Below are 15,005 nucleotides of genomic sequence, written 5' to 3'. Positions count from 1 at the left end.
TGCGCTCCTTTATGCTTTCCATGACAAAAAAGCCGTAGTTTTTGCCGGTGCCTTCGATCAATGGCCAAGCGTGGCCTTGGCTGGCCATGTCGCGCAGTTGATCCAGGTGGGGCTGGCCACCGGTGAACTGGGGGTGAAGGGTGCCGGTGAGCGTGAAGGTGTCGTCCCCTGGGCCAAGAAACTGCCGGGCGGGCAGCAGGCCGACCCGGCCTTGGGCTTCCTGCCGCCATCGGGTTTGGCGTTGCAGCTCTTGATAGGCGGCGGTGTCGAGTGAGAACACGAACATGCCGTAAATCATCATCATCTGTCAGTACCTCAATCAAGTGCTCTTTAATCAATGTCGTGGAAGGCGCTGCGGTGGCGTGCCTGGGCGCGGCGTTCGGCATCGCGCAGGGCGCGCTGTACTTCGGCGTTTACCAGCCTTGCCAGGGCTTGTTCATCCATACCCGGGGCGGCGTGAATCTCGATGTTGATGCCGCCGTTGATCACCAGCCCGCCTTCATTGGGCTGGCTGGCGTGGCTTTGCAGCGGTGGCCGGGCGTCGATGTGAACGCCGCTGGTATCGACCTGCAGCGGGTCGAATTGCGGCAGCTCTGGCCACTGGAACCCCAGCGCATCCAGTGTGGGCATTTCCGGCAACGTGGGCCGCTCGATGCGTAGCGCGTCGAGCGTGGGCGTTTCGGGCTTGGGTACGTTGGGCGTGGCCACCTCGCTATAGAGCGTGGGCATGGCTGGCAACGTGGGGCGCTGAATCTCTAACGCACCCAGTTCGGGTAACGCGGGCAGCTCCGGCCGCTCGATGTGCAGCGCATCCAGCGTGGGCGTTTCGGGCTTGGGTACGTTAGGTGTTGCCACCTCGCTATAGAGCTTGGGCATGGCTGGCAACGTGGGGCGCAGGATCTCTAAGGCGCCCAGTTCGGGTAACGCGGGTAGCTCCGGCCGCTCGATGTGCAGCGCATCCAGCGTGGGTGTTTCGGGCTTGGGTACGTTGGGCGTTGCCACCTCGCTATAGAGCGTGGGCATGGCTGGCAACGTGGGGCGCTGAATCTCTAACGCACCCAGTTCGGGTAACGCGGGCAGCTCCGGCCGCTCGATGTGCAGCGCATCTAGCGTGGGCGTTTCGGGTTTGGGTACGTGGGGCGTGGCCACTTCGCTCACCAGCGTGGGTAGCGGCGGCAGGGTGGGCGTTTGAATATCTAACGCGAGCGATGGCGAGGCGACCCCGGCACCCAGCATTAGCCCGGCTGCGGCGTCACGCATGTGGCTGGCGAGGCTGCGCACTTGCTTAACCGGGCCATCGGCATCGCCTTCAATGCCGTTGGCCAGGCCTTGGGAAATGTAGCCACCAATGGTGGCAAACACGCGGCTGGGGGAGTGGATATCCAGCCAGCCGCGCACGGTGCTGGTAACGTCGTTAGCGAGGTTGGCGGCGCTTTCCGTGGCGCGGTTGGCGCCGTCGCGTATGCCTTGGCCTAAACCCGCCGCGGTCTCTTTGCCCAGCTGGATAGCACGGTTGGCACCGTTGCTGAGTGAGTCCAGTGCGCTACCCATGGCGTCTTGCACCCAGCCTGCGATATTGCCCGCCATGCCCATCACTTGATCCCGAAGCGCGCCGATCATGCTGCCGATACCGTTGATCATGCCTTCAACGATATTGACGCCAAAGCCTTCAAACACGCGGCTGGGGGAGTTGATACCCAGCACGCCTTTGAACCAGTCGGCCACGCTGGTGGCGATGCTGGTAATGCGTTCGCGCAGGGCGGCGAGTTTTTCGGTTAGCCCGCCCAGCAGGCCGTCAATCACAAAACCACCCAGGCTGCGGAACCCTTCGGGCACTGAAATGCCCAGCAGATCCAGTGCGGATATAAACGCACTGTGCAACAGCCCAAGCGGTGACCAATCAATCAGCAGCTTGGAAACGCCACCGATGCCATTGCCAAAGGCGTCGTTGACCGTTGCCCACACGCTATTCGCTGACTGACGCACCCAGCCCATGGCGCTGCTCATACCGCTGGATAGGCCGCCGATCATCTTGCTACCCAGCTCGCTAAGTGAGTCGGGCAGCTCAATGCCTAGCAAGCCTAACGCGGATGAGATGCCGCTATAGAGCAAGCCAAACGGTGACCAGTTGACCAGCAGGCGGGTAACGCCGCCAATCCCTTCGCCAAAGGCGTTTTTTACCTGCTGCCATAGGCCTAGGAAAAAGCTTTTGATGGGTTCCCAGTATTTGTAAATCACCAGGGCGGTGGCGGCGATGGCCAGGATGGCCCAACCGATGGGGTTGGTGGCCAGGAATACCGCCGTTGCTTTGAGTGCCCCCAATAGGCCCACGGTGATGGCTTTGCCCACCGCGAAGAGGGCGGCACCGGCGGTTTTTAATACCGGGCCGAGTACGCCCGCCTGAATGCCCAGGGTACTCATAGCGAAGCGGGCGAACAGCAGCGGGGAGAGGATGCTGGCAAAGGTCATTGTCACCGCACCGCCGATGGTGGCCAGGGCGATCATGGCCGCCGCGACCTTGGCGATGGTGCCTGCGAGTTCGGGGTTTTCTTTGATCCAGTCGCCGACCCCGCGGGTAATCTTGGTGATGGTTTGCACCAGGTCGCGCAGGGGGCCGTCGTTGGTGTCGGTGATACTGATGCCGACTTCTTCCCAGGCGCTGCGCAGGTTTTTTAAATCGCCGCCAATGTTGTCGGCCATCACTTCGGCCATACGGGCGTTTTCGCCCATGTTGTCGCCCAGGGCGTTGATGATCTCATCCAGTCGGCCACCGCCCATGGCGTCGACCAGTTCCGCCATGCCGGAGCCCGCTTCCACGCCGAAGATATCCTGCATGATGGCTTTGCGTTCGACGTTGCCCAGGTCAGCCGTGGCTTGGCTGATATCACGCAGAATATCGGGCATGGCGCGCATATTGCCGTTGGCGTCTGACACCTGCAGGCCGATGTTTTCAATCGCGGCCGCGCCCTTGGCTGCTGGGTTGGTAAGCCGGTTCATCATGGCGCGCATGGTGGTACCGGCCTGGCTGCCCTGAATACCGATGTTGCCGAGAATGCCCGACATCGCCGCGGCTTGTTCCATGGTCAGCTTGAGGTCTTCGGCGCCGCCCAGGTACTTCATGGTTTCGCCGAGCATTTCCAGGTTAACGTTGGCCCGGCTGGCGGTACCCGAAAGGATATCCCCGACCCGTGCCATGGCGCCTTCCGCCTCCATGTCGACCTTAAACGCCCCGGCAATGTTGGAGGCGATATCCGCCGCCCGGGCCAGCTCGGTATTGTTGGCCAGCGATAACGCGAGCACGTCTTTCATTGAGGCTTGAATGGCCTCGCTGCTCATCCCGGCGCGCAATAGAAACTCTTGCCCTGCCCCGACTTCGGTGGCGCTGAAGGCGGTGGTTGACCCTAAGTCGCGGGATTGCTGGCGTAGCCCTTGGAAGCGCTCATCGTCAGCGTCGAAGCGGCCAACGGCCTGCAGGGTGCTCATCTGTTCCGCCCAGGCAACGCCAGGCGTTAACAGCCGGGCGGCGGCGTAGCCTTGGGCCATGCCGGTACCGAGCATACCCATGCCCACGCCTTGGGCGCGGGCGACGTTGGCCATGCCATTCTGGTAGCGGTCGCGGGCCTGGGTTAAGCGCCGCTGGCGTTCGGCAACTTCGGCAAGGTGGCGCTTTTGCTGCTGCAGGGTGGTGTTGAGCCGCTCCTCTTTGGAGCGCAGCTCCCTAGCACTGCGGCCCATGTTATCGGTGCTGATGCCCGCTTCATCCAGCCGCGTTTTTAAGCCGCGGATGCGCTCGGTTTGGGTGGCGTGGTTCTGGGTGAGTCGCTTTACTTCCTCGCCTGCGTTGCGGGTTCGGTTGCGGTATTCCTTCAGCGCGCGGGCGGAACGGTCGAACTCGGTTTGCTGGCCGTGCAGGCGCACGCGGGCGCGTTCCAGCGAGGCGGTCAACTGGTCGCTGGGTTGCTTGGTGTTGAGTAGCTGGCGAGCTAAGCGGTCGTATTCCCGCCGGGCGACGGTCAGGCCGGATTTGATGCCGGTGTGGGCTTCGCGCTGGCGTTCCAGTGCCTGGGTGTATTCGCGGTTGCGCGTTCGGGCGTCGCGCATTGCGCGGGTATTGGTGCGGAGGGCGGCGTTGGCTTTGCGGTAGCTGGTGAGGTCGCTTTGCTGCCGCTGCAGGTCTTTGAGCTGGTCGCGGGTTTCGCGCATGGCCTGGCCGGTTTGTCCGGCGCCTTCGCGCATGCGTTTTAGTGGGCCGGTGACACGATCCACGGCGTTGAGCATGACTTGTAGTCGTAGATTGCGTGCCATCGGTTTTCCTTCTGTTTACTTATTTGCCGCCCTGCCTGCCTTTGGGCTTGCTGCCTTCGTGGCGTTTGCGGGCACGTTCGCGCCATTGCATTAGCTCTTCCAGCTCCATGCCGTCCATCGCGCTGGGTTCCCAGTGGAACACCATGGCGAGATCCGCCATGGCGTCTTCAACGAACTCGGCTAGGGCTATTGGTTGAAGCCCTACGCCTCGATGTCCTTGAATTTCTTTGGGGTTAAAAAACCGTTCAGCGCCGTGCCGAGTTGCACCAGGTCAACGATGTCCATGGTTTTGAGCTCGGCTTCTGTCAGCGCGGGGGTGGTAATGCGGGGCATGACTTTGGTGAGGGCGGCTACATCGAGGTTCATGATGTCCACCAGCGAGACGCCGCGCATACCGCCGCTCATGGGCTTGCGCACGGTGATTTCTTTCACCAGGGTTTTGCCACGCTGCAGCGGGGTTTCCAGCTCGACCACTTCGGTGGGTACGCCTGGGGCGGTGGCGACTGGTTGCTCAACGGCTGGGGTGTCGTTGGCTTGGGTTTGAACTGGGGTATCGGTCTTATCGGTCATGATGATGCGTTCCTAAGTGTTGGGTATGGCCACCGGGGTGGCCGTGGGTGGGAAGTTGCCGGGCTGTTTACACCCCAAGGGCGGCGCGGCGCTCTGCCAAGCGATCCTTACCGCGTACCTTGAAGATGAAGCCGGGCACGTCGCGTTCGATGACCTCTTCGCCATCGACCATTAACTTGAAGTAGCTCAGGGTGGTGGTGACGCTGATTTGGTTGTTGTCGCCTTTGCTGGCATCGCCCATGGCGATGGTTTTGTGGCGGCCGCGCATCACGATCTCGACCGGGATGATGTTGCCGTCTTCGTCGGATTCGTAAGAGCCGGTCATCCGCAGCATGGCGGCGTCGTGGATGGGGCTGCCGTAGCTGTCGTAGATATCGACAATCATGCCGCCCGCGACCCATTCGAAGGTTTGCAGTTCGTTGCCTTGATCGACTTCAATCGGGCCTTCCATGCCGCCGCCTTCGTACTCGACCATGCGGCGGGCGAGTTCCGGCAGGGTGAGTTCGGGGATCTGGCCCTGCCAGTTGTTGCCGTCGCCGAACAAATTAAAGTCTTTGAGAATGTGGGGTAGCATTTTTGCTTGCTCCTGTTAGGCGTTGATGCGGTCGGCAAAATCGACCAAGTAGCGGTCGGTAATGCGCTGCTGCAGCATGAGGTTTTCCAGCGGCGGCACCGGGGTGTAGTCGTAGTCGATGTAGAGCTTGCCGCTTTTCAGCACTTCCTTGCTGTTTAGCTCTGGGTCGAACCAGGCCTCGCCACCCAGCAGGTAGCCTTTGCGGGTGAGCTCGCGGAACTTGGCGTTGATGCCTTCGATAATGTCGCGCACCAGGCTGGGGTGCATGGGCTTGTCCACCGCCCACAGGTGGGCTTCGGCGATGGTGTCGGCGAGCACCTGGGCGGTGCGGGTGTAGGACTCAAACGCAAACAGCGGGTCGACGGTGCAGGTGCGGGAGCCCCAGAAGCGGAAGCCTGACTTGTTGATCAGCGTGGTGACTTCAGCGGCGTTGAGGTAACCGGCATCGGTGGCGGGGTCTTGGAGATCCCAGAACACGTCGTGGGTAATGCCGGTGACGCTGTTGACGGGCATGTTGGAAAGGGTTTTGTGCCAGCCGATGTCGTTATCTAACCGGGCGCGGTGGCCCAGGGCTTTGGCGACGGCGGAGAGCGGGCGGCTTTCCTGGGCGTTAACGTCGAAGTTTTGGAAGTTGGGCCAGATCACCATGGCTTCCCGTTCGCCGAAGTTCTCCCGGTACATCACCGCTTCTTCTTTGGTTTCGCAGCCGTAGGCGGAAACGTAAGCGAAGGCGCGTAGCTTGATGGCGATGCTGACCAGGGCACTGGCGACGTTTTCGTTATCCAGCTCTGGCACGCCTAAAATGCGCGGCTTCACACCAAAGCGCTGTTCAGCGGCGAGCAGGGCTTGAATGCCGGTTTTCTGGCCGGTGGCTGTCACGCTGCCGATGATGTTGGCGGTGGTTTCGGCTTCGTCCTCGCCTTCGGCCACGCGTACCACGACGCACAGGGCGCGGGTTTCTTCGACAATGGCGCGCAGCGAACGGGCCAGGGTGCCGGTGGTGCCCGCCGCGCCAATGGCGGAGTAAATGTCGGTGACCAGCACCGGGGTATCGAGGGGAAAGCGTTCGGCGTCCGCCTCTGGGCCAGTGGCCACCAAGCCGATAACGGCGGTGGCCACCGTGCGGATGGGGCGGGTGCCTTCGTTGATTTCGACGACGCGGACGCCGTGATGGTAATCCTGGGCCATGCTTGTCTCCTGCGCAGGTTCAAGCGGGTACGGTTGAGGTGTGCTGCTATGGTGGGCAGGCTTCGCGCGGGAGGGTAGTGGCGGGCGTTGTGCGGGAGGAGGGGGACAAGACGCGGTAAAAAGCAGGCACAAAAAAGCCCGCCGAGGCGGGCTATAAGAGCCTGTGAGAGTTATGTCTCAGTTACGTTATTGACTGTAATTCCTTCATTTAGAAAAGTGTTTTTTACTTCATTCACTTCGGCGACGTTAGGTGCAACATCTATATGCATATCTATTACACCTTGCAGATTTAAAAGCTTAATTGCTGCTTTATAAGCTTCGAAAGGGTCGTTGTATGAATTAACCTGGCGAGAGTACCAGTATCCTTCAATTGCTATATATAATACGGTTTTATTATTGCTTTCTTGCATTTCGATCAAAAGTTTATGCACTTTATTGCTGGTGATGATTTTTACTATTTGAACACCTATGTGGTAATCAGAATTCATTTTTTTTCTCCATATGTTAACGATTGGTTTCTGCCAATCTCTAATATTTACTCTTTATGAGACCTTAAAAGTCAATTGGGTGGTGCGGCATATTGTCGCAGGTAGCGTTAGTGACTTTCTAGGTGATATGCCGTGTTGTATGCGAATGTCCAATTTTTGGGGTGCAGCTCATGCTCGGCAGGCTTCGTTCGTTTAGATCCGCCGGTAGGCTCCTACGGTCAGTAGCGATTGAGCTGCTCGTTGTCTTATTTGTCATCATAGTTTATGTGAGATGGTGAGCTTATGGGATGTAGTCAGTCGGCGCAGGTATAGTTTTAGCTACCTCGATAATTCGAGAAACTTCCAGGTGTATTGTCTCTACGCACAGACGGCCGCCAAGCCAGTGCCCCTTTTCATTGATAATGGTAGAGGTGGCATCTGCTAACACACCGGGTTGTGGCCCATCTCGACGTTCGTATCTATCTGGGTTGTTACCCCATCCTGCTATATATCCATTTCTTCCATGCGTATGTTCAACTAAATCTCTAAGCTCGCGGGCTTCGTTATTTAGATGTTGGGCACTTGTAAAGGTGGGTTCAATTTCAGGGAACATATGGCGTGCGCGTTCAAAGACACGAAGCAAGTTTCCTGTGGTTAAAATGAAATGGTAAGCATTTAGTTGCTGTTTTTTTTCAAGTAACCTGAATTCATCTTCGTACCTTTTCATTGATGATATGCCATCCGAAAACATCAGGTCGAAAGTTCTCTGGCATTGCTTTGATAGCTCTAAGTATTGCTCTGCGTCCTCTAAACATGCCCACAGCCAGAAATTCATTTGGTTATGTTCATACCAATTAGCATCATCAGGCGTTGGGAGAGGGGGACGTTTAGGCATTTGGGCGCTCACTTTGTTTAAAATTGTTTGAGCATATTAGCAGTTGTTGGACGAAGGAAGCCCGCCAATTGGCGGGCTTCCTTCGTTCTGGCTAGGCGTTTACACCTCCGGCGGCCGGTAGTGGTTGAGCTGCTCGATGGCTTGCTGAGCGGCGGCCTCCGCCGCTTCGATGGTTTCAGCACGACTAACCGCTGCCTTACCACCAAGACGAACGCTTCGAATAGCCCCGAGCGCCTGTTCCCATTGCTCGGCGGTGGCGACGATCTCCTGGGCGGCGGCTTCGGCGCTGACCCCAAACATCTCGATGTGATCCTGCACGCTGGAAGGAATCGCCGCTTCATCCTTGCCGCCCGCTAACCACTCGCTGGCTTCCTGCTTGGCCAGTAGGTATTCCTGGTCGATGTAGCTGCCGGGGCTGACGAACGCGGCGCGGGCACGGCCAGCCGCGATGTCGATGGTCTCACTGAGCGCTTTTACGGCTGCTGGCAGCAACGCGGAAAGTGGCAAAGAGGTTTCGCCCGTATCTACGCCTATATAGGTTTTGCCTTCATGTTTTACAGATGGGATCAGCATTGCAGCTCCTTAAATGGTGAAGGATGAGCGCACGTTTTCGAGGCTTAGGTTTTCGAATAAATCGCTCGCGGTTGAGATGCTGCCGCCGAGGATGAACGTGCTCGCGATGAGGTCTAGCGGGACGCGGGAATTGTTGTAAACGTGCACGAGCTTTGGGCTGTGAGTGTATCGAGAGCTGCCAGCACCAGGCTGCTCGCCGATAATTTCACATCCCGCACCCAGCACTAACTGATATTGTGCGTAATCACCCAGACTGCCGCCCATATAAATGGTTGTTAGCGGCATGTCGCGTAGACACAGCCTCACGTTACGTAGCTTGACGCGAGGCACGTTCTGGATCATCGCGCCTGCATAGCACAGCCAGGTTGCTTCTCTGTTCTCTTCATCGGCCTGCAACCAGCGATGACCTTCTTTAAATTCTGCGGTATGAACTTCGAGATCCGCATCGCCATTTTGATTGATAAATACATAGTTACAACGAAACGGGATCATCGGTCTCCCTTCGCTCAGGCCGCCGCTGTAGAAGCCCTGAACTAGGCGAGTAGGGGGCGATGTAGGCGGCACAGAGCCATATGGGGTGATCTCAATGCTGTCTTTGGAATACACCGCGTTATTCATTACCAAAGTGGTTCCCGCGCGGACACGAACCACAACTCGGTCGTAAATGGGAGCCGACCCCCCTGTAATGCCGCTAACCGCTCCCCATGATTTAAACGGGGCTCCTGGTCCAATCCCCGAGTTATCATCATCACCGTTTTCGGGATCAATATAGACAGCGATTATGCGAGCATCGCTGACGCGAGCAGGAAAATCTTTTCCCGTGAACTCATCAAATTTCTTTTGCGCCGCCGTCAGGGTGCTATCAATCCCCTTCATCTTATTAGCGACTTCGCTGGTCAGCTTATTGGCGGCGCTCACCAGCGCGGTGATTTGGCTTTCTAGGCTCATGTGGACTCCTGGTCTGTGGTGGTGCTGTTTTGGATAGTGGCGGCGCCTTGGGTGAAGGCGTCGGTTAGAGCGGTGAGGGCTTCGCCGAACTGGGTTTCGATGTCGCCCACCTGGGCCTTGGTGGCTTTCTTGGCCAGCTCCTCACTAATGGTGGTGGCGAAGTTGGGGTTATTGCCCAGGGCTTCGGCCAGCTCGGCGAGGGTGTCCAGGGTTTCCGGGGCGCTGCCGATCAGCGTGTGTATGCGCTGGTCGATTTGCGCCGAGGTGGGCACGTCGGCTTTGTTGGCCTTGTTGCGCAGCTTGCCGTCGATCACGCCTAACGTGTGGGTCACCGCTTGGCGTAGGGCGATCAGGTTTTCATCAAAGCTCATGGGGTGGCGTCCTCCTGGGCGGCGATCATGCCGCCGTGGTGGCTAATGGCGTCAGTGAGCGCGGCCATCATGCTGCCGAGCTGCTGGGTGGCGTGGCGGGCTTCCTCCACTTGGGCGAGGATCTCCGGCGAGAGCGTGCCGGGCGGGCCTTGGGTGCCGTGGCTGATAACCTGAAAGCTTGGCGGCGCGGGTAGGTGAACCGTGACCGAGCGCGCGGGCATGTGAACGGTCAGGCGAGTGGCATCACTCATGAAGTACCCCCGGCGTTAGCTGGAAGTGGCCGCGCAGCAGGCTGAATACGTCGCCGTTCGGGAAGGTGACGCGCAGTTCATAGCGGGCACCTGACCACTCAGGTGATACGGCGCCCGCCGTTTGCGTGGGGCGGATATGCACGTTGATGCCGCCTTGCTCGGGGGCCAGCTCGATACCGTTACCGCTTTCGCAACTGAGCAGCGGTGTGCCCTGAGTCGTGGCCACCACGAAGCTTGCCTCGCAGCCGGTGAGATCCACCGGCGCGGTGTTGGGGTCATCACTGGCCCAAGTCGCGCTAAAGCGGTAGGTGGTACCGGCGACCAGGGAAAGCGTGGGGGCCTGGGTGCTCATGGGCGTTTCTCTAACTCATTCACGCGGAACAGCAGATCCACCTGGCGGGCCATGTTGTCGACGATGGCCGCCGCGTTGGCGGTGTACTGTTCGCCCCAGGCGGCCAGCGACAGGTTCGCGCCGGTGCCTTCCACGGTGACGGATTCAGCGGGCAGGGCGTCCAGGCGTAAATCGAACGCCAGCAGCAGCGGTACCGCGTTGGAGATGTAGGCCAGCGGCTGCGAGTCTGACCAGACGGCGAGCAGGGTGCCGTCTTCCAGAAAGAACCCCACCTCATGCACCCAGAATTCGGGGCCATCGCCATCGACCACGCCGGTGAGGTGGATTTGGTGGGCGCTGACGCGTTGGCCATCGGCGATGCTGACCCGCCTGCGTTCGTTGACCAGCTTGAATTCGTTCTTGCTGGGATTGCGGGCGTTGTCGCCGATGGCGATATGGGTAATACGTGCGGCTAGGCCATCGCTCTCGGCATTGAATACGGCGGCGAGGCCCGCCGTGGTAATCACGGGTACCAGCGCTGTCATGTGGTGCTCTCCATGGTGTGATGAGTAACGGCAAATCCGCGACAGGCACCGGCGACGAGCAACGATGCTGCCGGGAGGTTGGCCTGGGCTACAGAATCGGGCAGGACGGTATCGGGTGCGTTGGCCATAAGCCGACGAGTGACGGCAAGCCCGCGATAGGCACCGGCGACTAACAGCGATGCCGCCGGGAGGTTTGCTTGGGCCACAGCATCAGGCAGGTCGGTATCGGGTGCGTTAGCCATGAGCCGACGAGTGACGGCCAGCCCGCGGTAGGCGCTGATAATGGCGAGCCATGCTGGTGAAAGCGTGGCGTCAGCCGTTGCCTGTGCCGCGCGGCGAGTCAATCCACCGGCCTGATGAATTGACGTCACGGCCACGTCGGCGGCGATCTCAAGTGGTGGTTGGGTCGGGCGGGCATCGTTGCGGGCTAAACCGGCGGCACGCTGGGCGCTGGCCACGCCAACACGGCCAGGGCCGAAGTCAGCGGAAAGATCGAACATATAGTGGCTGCGCAGGTTCTTGGCGCTTTGAATGGCGTGGTGAATCTGCTGGTAAAAGTTGCCGCTGAGCTGGTCGGCGACCTCGCGGTTGTCGTTCAGGTGCAGCCGAGCGCGGAAGGTGCCGGGCCGGGTGGTGGGCTGTTGTTCAAACCATTCAGTGAGCGTGACCTTAATGCCCATGGCGGCCAGGGCTTTTTCCACCGCTAAGCGGGTGCCTTTGATGCGGTGCACGGCAAAGCTTTCGGCGATCACGGCGCGCTTGGTGGCCTCGGGCCAATCGGCTTCCCATACGTCCACCGAAAATGCCCAGGCCAGAAACGGCAGCAGTTCCGCCGGGCAGGTGGCCGGGTTCCACAGCATGCGCAGCGGTACCGGCAGGGCCAGCGGGTGCGAGGCGGCAACGCGGGCTTCCAGTGGGCTGCGATTGGGCGGTAACAGGTGAATCATGGCAGCCGCTCCGTGGTGATGTGAATCGCGGTGCAGCGGGGCGCCTGGTGCGGTTGGCTGCGTAGATCCTGCCAGTTGCGCAGGGTGACGTTTTCCACGCCCTGCACGGTGAGCGCGGCGCTAATGCCTGAACGGGTCACCCAGGTGCCGAGCTTGTAGCGGGCATCGGTGTAGGTGTTCAGTTCTCTGCGGGCTTCCTCGATCACCAGTTGGGCATCGGGGCCGGGGCGCAGGGTCAGCGTGGCGTTGATGGTGTAGTCGACCCGGTCGGCGGGCTGCAGGGTGAGCCGGTCGGTCAGTGGCCGGAAGGGTTCCAGGTAGTCGCGAACGGTATCGAGCAACGCAGGCGTGGCGATGCCGTCGTTTTTGCGCGATAGCACGGTCAGCACCACATCGACTGGTTCGGGGCTTTCTACTGCCACATCGCGTACATCGGGATGCGCGGCCGCGGCGTGGAATTGGTAGGCACCGATGGGGCCAGCCACGGATAGCCCTTCGAAGGCGAGCTGGATACGGGCGCGAAAGTCGCGGTCGTGCTCAAACGTGGGCGGTACCGGCGGCACGGCGTTGGGGTCGCCGGGGTCGAGCATCAAGCGGGTGACCTGGAAGTTAGCGCCTAGCTGGTCAAGATCGCCACCGGCGGCGTAGGCCAGCATCACCGCGCGGGCGGCGTCGTTGATGCGTTCGCGCAGCAGCAGTTCACGGTAGGCGTTTTCTTGCAGCAGCTTGGTAAGCGGTTCGCTTTCAAGGGCCAGGGTATCGGCCAGGGCTTCCCGTTCATCGCTGGGGGTGAGCTCGATCAAGCGCGCTTTGCGCTCGCTAAGCAGCGCTTCAAAATCCAGCGGCTCAATCACATCCGGCGGGGTGATCTGGGAGAGGTCGATGGGGGTGCTCATGACAACGGTACCTCCACATGGAAGCGCTGGCCGTCGTGGGTTTGGGCGTCGATCTCCAGCCAGGCGCGGCCGTGCTGGCTGGCATCCAGCTGGCGGTTAACGCGCAGCACGCGCACCCGTGGCTCCCAGCGGGTAATGGCCATCACGCTGGCGGCGTAGGCTTGCAGCAAGGTGGTGTCGTTAAGCGGCTGGTCGATCAGTTCCGGCAGCAAGGAGCCGTACTCCCGGCGCATCACGCGGGTGCCGATGGGCGTGGTGAGAATGTCGCGGATGCTTTGCTGGATATGGGCCAGCCCGCTAACCAAGTGGCCGTTTGAGGTGCGCATGCCTGCCATGGTTAGCCCCCTACAAACACATTGGGCGAGCCGGTGGCCACCAGCGAACCGCAAGCGACCGGGTCGCCGACGCGACCCTTGGGGCGGCCGTTGACGAATACCGTTTTGGAGCCCGCTGCCAAGACGGATTCATGGGAACAGTGACGCGCCCAGGCATCGGCCACGCGGTGGCTGGGGATGCGGTTCACAAACACATTGGGCGATCCTGACACCGACGGCCTTGGGGAGCATGAGCCGTGGCCTGTGCAGATGTCGCCGACTCGGGTAGCAGCGGGCATGGTGTTCTCCTATAGCGGTGTGGGGGCCGCCATTTCCTGGCGCACGTTATCGAGTTGGTCTGACTGTTTGAGCGCGTTAATCATCGCGGCGCGGCTTAGGCCGCCATCGCCTTTCGTGATGGGGCGCGTGAAAATGCCCAGCTGCTCTTGGCTGGCCCGTTGGCGGATCTGCTCAAGAGCCAGGGCAATGACGTTTTGGCTGGTGGCCAGTGAATTGCCGTCGGCCTGCTTACCGGCATAGAGCGCCTCACGAATCAGCGTGAGTTCGTCGCGGATCTGCTCGCCGACGGCGATCATTTGCGCAAAGTCGTCGGTGTAGTCGATAACGTTTGCATCGCTTGTTTTAACGCCCATAGCGCGGCCCCCTCGTTTTTATCGGCTCAGTTTTCATAAATGTTGCGGCCTTTAAGGTGCATATCGCCGCTGGCGGTAATGCGGATCTCGCCGGTGGCGTTGATGGTGATATCGCCGGGGATATCGACCTTCAAATGATGCTCAACGTGGTGGTAGTCGATCACCGCGCCGTCGGGCATCACGGCGTGGAAGTGGTCGCCGTTATCGCTGGGGGCGGGGTGCAGTACACGAAACAGGCCGGTAAGCACCACGCCTGCATTGAGATCCCCACCGGGGGAAATAACGATGGCCTGTTCACCCACCGTGGGCGGGCACCAGGTGCGTGTGGTTCCCGCGCGGCTTTCGATCCAGTGCAGCCAGCCGGTGGTGATCTCGCCAATATCGACCCGCACGCGGGGCGGTACCGGTGGCACGGCATCGGGGTTGCCATAATCCACCTCGGCGATGGTGCCGATGCGGATCAGGTTATGTATCAGACGAAGTAATTCGGCGGCGTTAGTCATGCCGCCAATGGTGGTGGCGTTACGCGCGGATGGGTAGCGGTGGGCGTTGTGCGGATGAAGGTCTACAATGTTGCACGGAAAAAACAGGGGGCAATAATGCAAAAAATTATTACAGTACCTTTAAGTTGGACTTGTGTAAGTTGGCATCCTAGTGAGTCCTGGAGCAAGGATGTTAAACCACGTCTAATTGAAAAAGGTGCAAATGAAAACTATCTAAATCGAAGTGTTTATGTGATTCGCTTAGCTGGGAAATTCGCCATCAGTTATCCGGGAGGGGACTCTCCAACCATATACGTTGGAGAGGGCAGCGTAGGTTTGCGTATATCGTCGCATAGAAAATGGGCTAACAAGCTTACTGATCTCATTGGCGATTATGACTTCCAAATATGCGTTGCCACGCCTAGAGTCAAAAACCAGCCTGATACCTATTTAGATTGTGAAGCAGCAGTCTTACAAAGGTTTGGAGAGCGTTTTGGCACTGCTCCGCTTTGGAATAAGCAATTTGAACGCAGACGATTCCTTCATCATCATTACAGCCAAGACAAACTTGATTACGTGATTGGTATTCGTCGTGGTGCTCGATATCACTGGGCATTGAAGCCTATGAAGTCCTCCTTTTTTCATGACAGCTACTACAGAACTCATCGCTATGATTAGGCCCAAGTAAAAATATA

General features: G+C 59.4%; 21 protein-coding genes. 1 reads left to right on the top strand and 20 read right to left on the bottom strand.

Annotation, left to right across the window (positions count from 1 at the left end):
- From QT231_RS22405 to QT231_RS22310, 20 genes are all read right to left on the bottom strand, one after another.
- On the bottom strand, window positions 1-304 hold a 304-nt coding region (locus QT231_RS22405), incomplete at its 3' end, for a phage tail protein (RefSeq protein WP_308339008.1).
- A gap of 26 nt (window positions 305-330) precedes the next feature.
- Window positions 331-4,305, bottom strand: a complete 3,975-nt coding sequence (locus QT231_RS22400; RefSeq protein WP_308339007.1) for a phage tail tape measure protein — start codon at window positions 4,303-4,305, stop codon at window positions 331-333.
- A gap of 19 nt (window positions 4,306-4,324) precedes the next feature.
- The gene (locus QT231_RS22395) at window positions 4,325-4,465 is read right to left on the bottom strand and encodes a GpE family phage tail protein (RefSeq protein ID WP_308339006.1); all 141 of its coding nucleotides are present in this window, start codon (window positions 4,463-4,465) and stop codon (window positions 4,325-4,327) included.
- A 41-nt stretch (window positions 4,466-4,506) separates the two neighbouring features.
- Complete coding sequence (locus QT231_RS22390; protein WP_308339005.1) at window positions 4,507-4,875, bottom strand: phage tail assembly protein; 369 nt, start codon at window positions 4,873-4,875, stop codon at window positions 4,507-4,509.
- Window positions 4,876-4,942: 67 nt separating this feature from the next.
- On the bottom strand, window positions 4,943-5,449 hold the full coding sequence (locus QT231_RS22385) for a phage major tail tube protein (protein ID WP_308339004.1): 507 nt from the start codon (window positions 5,447-5,449) through the stop codon (window positions 4,943-4,945).
- 15 nt (window positions 5,450-5,464) lie between these two features.
- On the bottom strand, window positions 5,465-6,637 hold the full coding sequence (locus QT231_RS22380) for a phage tail sheath protein (protein WP_308339003.1): 1,173 nt from the start codon (window positions 6,635-6,637) through the stop codon (window positions 5,465-5,467).
- Between the two features lie 170 nt (window positions 6,638-6,807).
- Window positions 6,808-7,125 carry a hypothetical protein gene (locus QT231_RS22375; RefSeq protein WP_308339002.1) on the bottom strand — a complete coding sequence of 106 codons (318 nt, stop codon included), beginning with the start codon at window positions 7,123-7,125 and terminating at the stop codon, window positions 6,808-6,810.
- A gap of 280 nt (window positions 7,126-7,405) precedes the next feature.
- Complete coding sequence (locus tag QT231_RS22370) at window positions 7,406-7,999, bottom strand: hypothetical protein (protein WP_308339001.1); 594 nt, start codon at window positions 7,997-7,999, stop codon at window positions 7,406-7,408.
- 99 nt (window positions 8,000-8,098) lie between these two features.
- Window positions 8,099-8,572 (bottom strand): hypothetical protein, encoded by a 474-nt coding sequence (locus QT231_RS22365; protein ID WP_308339000.1) that lies wholly within the window; start codon window positions 8,570-8,572, stop codon window positions 8,099-8,101.
- A 9-nt stretch (window positions 8,573-8,581) separates the two neighbouring features.
- Window positions 8,582-9,520, bottom strand: coding sequence for a hypothetical protein (locus QT231_RS22360; protein WP_308338999.1), 939 nt, complete (start codon window positions 9,518-9,520; stop codon window positions 8,582-8,584).
- Window positions 9,517-9,891 (bottom strand): hypothetical protein, encoded by a 375-nt coding sequence (locus QT231_RS22355; RefSeq protein WP_308338998.1) that lies wholly within the window; start codon window positions 9,889-9,891, stop codon window positions 9,517-9,519. Before QT231_RS22355 ends, QT231_RS22360 begins: the two co-directional genes overlap by 4 nt.
- The gene (locus QT231_RS22350) at window positions 9,888-10,142 is read right to left on the bottom strand and encodes a hypothetical protein (RefSeq protein WP_308338997.1); all 255 of its coding nucleotides are present in this window, start codon (window positions 10,140-10,142) and stop codon (window positions 9,888-9,890) included. Before QT231_RS22350 ends, QT231_RS22355 begins: the two co-directional genes overlap by 4 nt.
- The gene (locus tag QT231_RS22345; protein ID WP_308338996.1) at window positions 10,135-10,494 is read right to left on the bottom strand and encodes a hypothetical protein; all 360 of its coding nucleotides are present in this window, start codon (window positions 10,492-10,494) and stop codon (window positions 10,135-10,137) included. Before QT231_RS22345 ends, QT231_RS22350 begins: the two co-directional genes overlap by 8 nt.
- Window positions 10,491-11,018, bottom strand: coding sequence for a phage tail protein (locus tag QT231_RS22340; protein WP_308338995.1), 528 nt, complete (start codon window positions 11,016-11,018; stop codon window positions 10,491-10,493). The genes QT231_RS22345 and QT231_RS22340 overlap by 4 nt, the downstream gene beginning before the upstream one ends.
- Complete coding sequence (locus QT231_RS22335) at window positions 11,015-11,965, bottom strand: phage tail protein I (RefSeq protein WP_308338994.1); 951 nt, start codon at window positions 11,963-11,965, stop codon at window positions 11,015-11,017. Before QT231_RS22335 ends, QT231_RS22340 begins: the two co-directional genes overlap by 4 nt.
- Window positions 11,962-12,861, bottom strand: coding sequence for a baseplate J/gp47 family protein (locus QT231_RS22330; RefSeq protein ID WP_308338993.1), 900 nt, complete (start codon window positions 12,859-12,861; stop codon window positions 11,962-11,964). Before QT231_RS22330 ends, QT231_RS22335 begins: the two co-directional genes overlap by 4 nt.
- The gene (locus tag QT231_RS22325; protein ID WP_308338992.1) at window positions 12,858-13,196 is read right to left on the bottom strand and encodes a GPW/gp25 family protein; all 339 of its coding nucleotides are present in this window, start codon (window positions 13,194-13,196) and stop codon (window positions 12,858-12,860) included. Before QT231_RS22325 ends, QT231_RS22330 begins: the two co-directional genes overlap by 4 nt.
- A gap of 2 nt (window positions 13,197-13,198) precedes the next feature.
- Window positions 13,199-13,474: a PAAR domain-containing protein gene (locus QT231_RS22320; protein ID WP_308338991.1), complete on the bottom strand. Its 276-nt coding sequence runs from the start codon at window positions 13,472-13,474 to the stop codon at window positions 13,199-13,201.
- 9 nt (window positions 13,475-13,483) lie between these two features.
- Entirely contained in the window at window positions 13,484-13,828 is a 345-nt protein-coding gene (locus QT231_RS22315) for a hypothetical protein (protein ID WP_308338990.1), read from the bottom strand.
- 26 nt (window positions 13,829-13,854) lie between these two features.
- Window positions 13,855-14,433 (bottom strand): phage baseplate assembly protein V, encoded by a 579-nt coding sequence (locus QT231_RS22310; protein WP_308338989.1) that lies wholly within the window; start codon window positions 14,431-14,433, stop codon window positions 13,855-13,857.
- On the opposite strand from QT231_RS22310, the gene QT231_RS22305 reads away from it, so the two are divergent.
- A complete protein-coding gene (locus QT231_RS22305) occupies window positions 14,428-14,988 on the top strand; it encodes a hypothetical protein (protein WP_308338988.1) in 561 nt (186 codons plus the stop codon). The genes QT231_RS22310 and QT231_RS22305 overlap by 6 nt on opposite strands.
- Window positions 14,989-15,005: the final 17 nt, after the last annotated feature.

The organism is Halomonas sp. SpR1 (genome assembly GCF_031010175.1).
GTDB lineage: Bacteria > Pseudomonadota > Gammaproteobacteria > Pseudomonadales > Halomonadaceae > Vreelandella.
Note: the sequence above shows the minus strand (reverse complement) of the source record. Positions and strands in the feature narration are given on the sequence as shown.

Coding starts and splice junctions, on each gene's coding strand:
- QT231_RS22400 (WP_308339007.1), bottom strand. CDS start 4,305: ATGGCACGCAATCTACGACTACAAGTCATGCTCAACGCCGTGGATCGT.
- QT231_RS22395 (WP_308339006.1), bottom strand. CDS start 4,465: ATGGCGGATCTCGCCATGGTGTTCCACTGGGAACCCAGCGCGATGGAC.
- QT231_RS22390 (WP_308339005.1), bottom strand. CDS start 4,875: ATGACCGATAAGACCGATACCCCAGTTCAAACCCAAGCCAACGACACC.
- QT231_RS22385 (WP_308339004.1), bottom strand. CDS start 5,449: ATGCTACCCCACATTCTCAAAGACTTTAATTTGTTCGGCGACGGCAAC.
- QT231_RS22380 (WP_308339003.1), bottom strand. CDS start 6,637: ATGGCCCAGGATTACCATCACGGCGTCCGCGTCGTCGAAATCAACGAA.
- QT231_RS22375 (WP_308339002.1), bottom strand. CDS start 7,125: ATGAATTCTGATTACCACATAGGTGTTCAAATAGTAAAAATCATCACC.
- QT231_RS22370 (WP_308339001.1), bottom strand. CDS start 7,999: ATGCCTAAACGTCCCCCTCTCCCAACGCCTGATGATGCTAATTGGTAT.
- QT231_RS22365 (WP_308339000.1), bottom strand. CDS start 8,572: ATGCTGATCCCATCTGTAAAACATGAAGGCAAAACCTATATAGGCGTA.
- QT231_RS22360 (WP_308338999.1), bottom strand. CDS start 9,520: ATGAGCCTAGAAAGCCAAATCACCGCGCTGGTGAGCGCCGCCAATAAG.
- QT231_RS22355 (WP_308338998.1), bottom strand. CDS start 9,891: ATGAGCTTTGATGAAAACCTGATCGCCCTACGCCAAGCGGTGACCCAC.
- QT231_RS22350 (WP_308338997.1), bottom strand. CDS start 10,142: ATGAGTGATGCCACTCGCCTGACCGTTCACATGCCCGCGCGCTCGGTC.
- QT231_RS22345 (WP_308338996.1), bottom strand. CDS start 10,494: ATGAGCACCCAGGCCCCCACGCTTTCCCTGGTCGCCGGTACCACCTAC.
- QT231_RS22340 (WP_308338995.1), bottom strand. CDS start 11,018: ATGACAGCGCTGGTACCCGTGATTACCACGGCGGGCCTCGCCGCCGTA.
- QT231_RS22335 (WP_308338994.1), bottom strand. CDS start 11,965: ATGATTCACCTGTTACCGCCCAATCGCAGCCCACTGGAAGCCCGCGTT.
- QT231_RS22330 (WP_308338993.1), bottom strand. CDS start 12,861: ATGAGCACCCCCATCGACCTCTCCCAGATCACCCCGCCGGATGTGATT.
- QT231_RS22325 (WP_308338992.1), bottom strand. CDS start 13,196: ATGGCAGGCATGCGCACCTCAAACGGCCACTTGGTTAGCGGGCTGGCC.
- QT231_RS22320 (WP_308338991.1), bottom strand. CDS start 13,474: ATGCCCGCTGCTACCCGAGTCGGCGACATCTGCACAGGCCACGGCTCA.
- QT231_RS22315 (WP_308338990.1), bottom strand. CDS start 13,828: ATGGGCGTTAAAACAAGCGATGCAAACGTTATCGACTACACCGACGAC.
- QT231_RS22305 (WP_308338988.1), top strand. CDS start 14,428: ATGCAAAAAATTATTACAGTACCTTTAAGTTGGACTTGTGTAAGTTGG.